The 2,517-nt window shown below is 64.6% G+C and carries 2 protein-coding genes and 1 pseudogene; 1 reads left to right on the top strand and 2 read right to left on the bottom strand.

Annotated elements, in window-relative coordinates; all coding sequences use genetic code 11:
- A partial coding sequence (locus tag R6U20_RS10170; RefSeq protein WP_410337747.1) for a heavy metal translocating P-type ATPase occupies positions 1-1,490 on the bottom strand: 1,490 nt, incomplete at its 3' end.
- A gap of 7 nt (positions 1,491-1,497) precedes the next feature.
- On the bottom strand, positions 1,498-1,968 hold the full coding sequence (locus R6U20_RS10165; RefSeq protein WP_410337746.1) for a FixH family protein: 471 nt from the start codon (positions 1,966-1,968) through the stop codon (positions 1,498-1,500).
- A gap of 64 nt (positions 1,969-2,032) precedes the next feature.
- Between R6U20_RS10165 and R6U20_RS10160 the strand changes: the two are divergent.
- A pseudogene (locus tag R6U20_RS10160) lies at positions 2,033-2,517 on the top strand (hypothetical protein); the annotation flags it as partial.

Genomic DNA, 2,517 nt, shown 5'->3' with positions numbered 1-2,517 from the left:
AGCGCGCACGGACAGGTGATGACCAGCAGCGCTACGACATGGCGTGAGGCTTCTTCCGGCGCCCACACCAGCCAGAGCGCCGCCGTGATGACGGCCAGTGTAGCTACGCCTGCCACAAAGTAGCCCGTGAGGCGATCGGCAATGTGGGCCACGCGCGCGGTAGTTGGCGCATCCTCGCGCACCCACGCCAGGAGCTGCCCAATGGACGATGCCTCGCCCGTGGCCGTGACGCGCACGGTGAGCGGCGTGCTCAGGTTGGTGGCCCCGCCGGTCACCTCGTCGCCGGGGGATACGGGGGTCGGTTCGTGCTCGCCGGTGAGCACGGCATTGTTGACGGAGGAGCGCCCCTCCACCACCACGCCATCAACTGGAAACGCATCGCCGGGGCGCACGCGTACATGGTAGCCGGGTTCGAGCGTATCCACGCGCACGGCTTCGACCGTGCCGTCATCGCGCACCTGATGTGCCATGGTGGGCAGGAGCGAGAGCAGGCGGTCGCTGGCATCGCCCGCGAGGCGGCGGCTGCGCAGCTGGAGCCATCGGGCGGTGAGCACGGCGGCAATGAGCACGGTAATGGAGTCGAACCACACCTCGCCGCGTCCGCTCACGGTGCCCCAGACGCTATCCAGAAAGCCGACCCAGATGCCGAGCGCAATGGGCACATCCATGTGCAGGTGGCGGGCGGTGCCTTGCTGCCATGCCCAGCGGATGCTCGACCAGGCGCGCCGTACAAACTCGCTGCCGCCGTACAGTACCGAGGGCACGGCCAGTGCCATGCTCACCCAGTGGGCGGCGGTGTTCATTGTCGAGTCGACCGCGTCGAGTCCGGCGTAAAGGGCAAAGGCCAGGAGCATCACATTGCCCGCGAGCGCCCAGCAGATGCCTACTTTGAGCAGCAGGCGCCGCTCCTCGCTGGTGCGGTCGTTCTGCTGATTGCCCCGCAGTGGATGCACGCGGTACCCGAACTGCGCAAGCCAGTCGGCCACGTCGGGCAGCGCTACGGTGCCATCGCGCCATGCAAGGTGGAGGCGGGCGCGGGGCAGATCGAGGCGGGCATCGGTGATGCCGTCGAAGGCTTCGGTGAGGCGCTCCACGAGCCACACGCAGGCAGCGCAGTGCACACCATCTACAAAGAGCGTGAGACGGCGCGTGCCGTCATTACGAACGGGCGCGTGCTCCTCCAGGAAGTCGTCGGTACCCAGTTCGGCGTAGACGAGATCGTCGGCGGGTTGCTGGGCGGGCTGCGGCTGGCGTTCTTGACCGATGCCCGCGAGGCGGTAGTAGGTGGCGTCCATGCCGGCGCTGTGTAGGGTATGATACACCGCCTGGCAGCCGGTGCAGCAGAATACAGGCGCATCGGGGGCTTCTTCAGAGTCGTACACCGGGGCGGTGCCCACAGGCAGCCCGCAGTGATCGCACGCCGCATCGGGGGCCGGGGCAGAGCCGGGGGCACTGCGCGAAACCGGACGGGAAGGAGCCGAAGTCGCCATATCCGCTTTACTGGTCGTGTTCGAAGCGTAGCGTGTGCTCAACGGCAGTGTCCTCAACGGTACCACGAACGGTTGCATCCCACAGCCCGTCGTCGAGCATAGGCACGACCTGTTCGTAGGTGCCTGCGTCGGTCTCGGTGAGCGGGGTCTCGAAGAACGGGTCTTCGTGGTCGGGCTGCCGCAGCGTAAGCGTACCGTCGTTGATGGATACCGGGTCGTTGCTCGCATCGCGCAGCGTAAGCTGCAAACGCGGAGGCGTATCGCTACTCCAGCGAACGGCCCCGTTCCATGCATCGGTGGCGCTGCGGGCAGTAGCACGGGCCTCCCACTGTGCAGTGGTTTCGGTGGCTATGCGCGCAACGCCGCCATCTTTGTTGGCCTGGTAAAACGTGTAGGATGCAGAGCTTACGCCAATGCCCAGGATGAAGATGACGAAAGCAGGCCAGGCAATGTGCGGGGGGAGTGTAAAGCGCTTCATGAGTCAAGTACGGCGTTAGGGGGATACAAAGGGGACGCTTGCACATGCGAGGCAGCCCTCAAGCTTGTTAGGGCGAGGCGGCCCCATCATCTGCGTCTTCATTGAGTGCGTCTTCGGCCTCCCGGCTACTTGGACTCAACAGCGGAAATGCGATGCGCTCCTCGGTGCCGTCGTCGAACTGCACGAGGATTGTTACTTCGCGCTCGTTGCTCAGGGCATCGGGTGGGGGGCAGCCGTCAGTGCGGATCCGGATGTCGGCACGTGGGATCCTCTGCCGGAATGTTGCTACAAATATACCACTGATCCCTCTGAGGCTCCGGATGAGCCCGTGGAATGCACTATCGGGTTCGACCGCGGCTTTCCCACGGCTGTCAATGGAGAAGAACTGGAACCCCATGAGATGATGATGCGGCTGAATGAGATAGCGGGGAAGCATGGCGTTGGTCGCAACGAAGTGATTGAGGACCGATTGGCCGGTTGTAAGGCCCGAGAAATTTATGAAGCACCCGGAGCGACCATTTTGATGGCAGCCCATCGCGCTCTGGAAGA

The organism is Longimonas sp. (assembly GCF_046498435.1).
In the GTDB taxonomy this organism is placed as follows: Bacteria; Bacteroidota; Rhodothermia; order Rhodothermales; family Salinibacteraceae; genus Longimonas.
The sequence above is the reverse complement of the archived record's forward strand: the minus strand, read 5'-3'. Positions and strand labels throughout refer to the sequence as shown.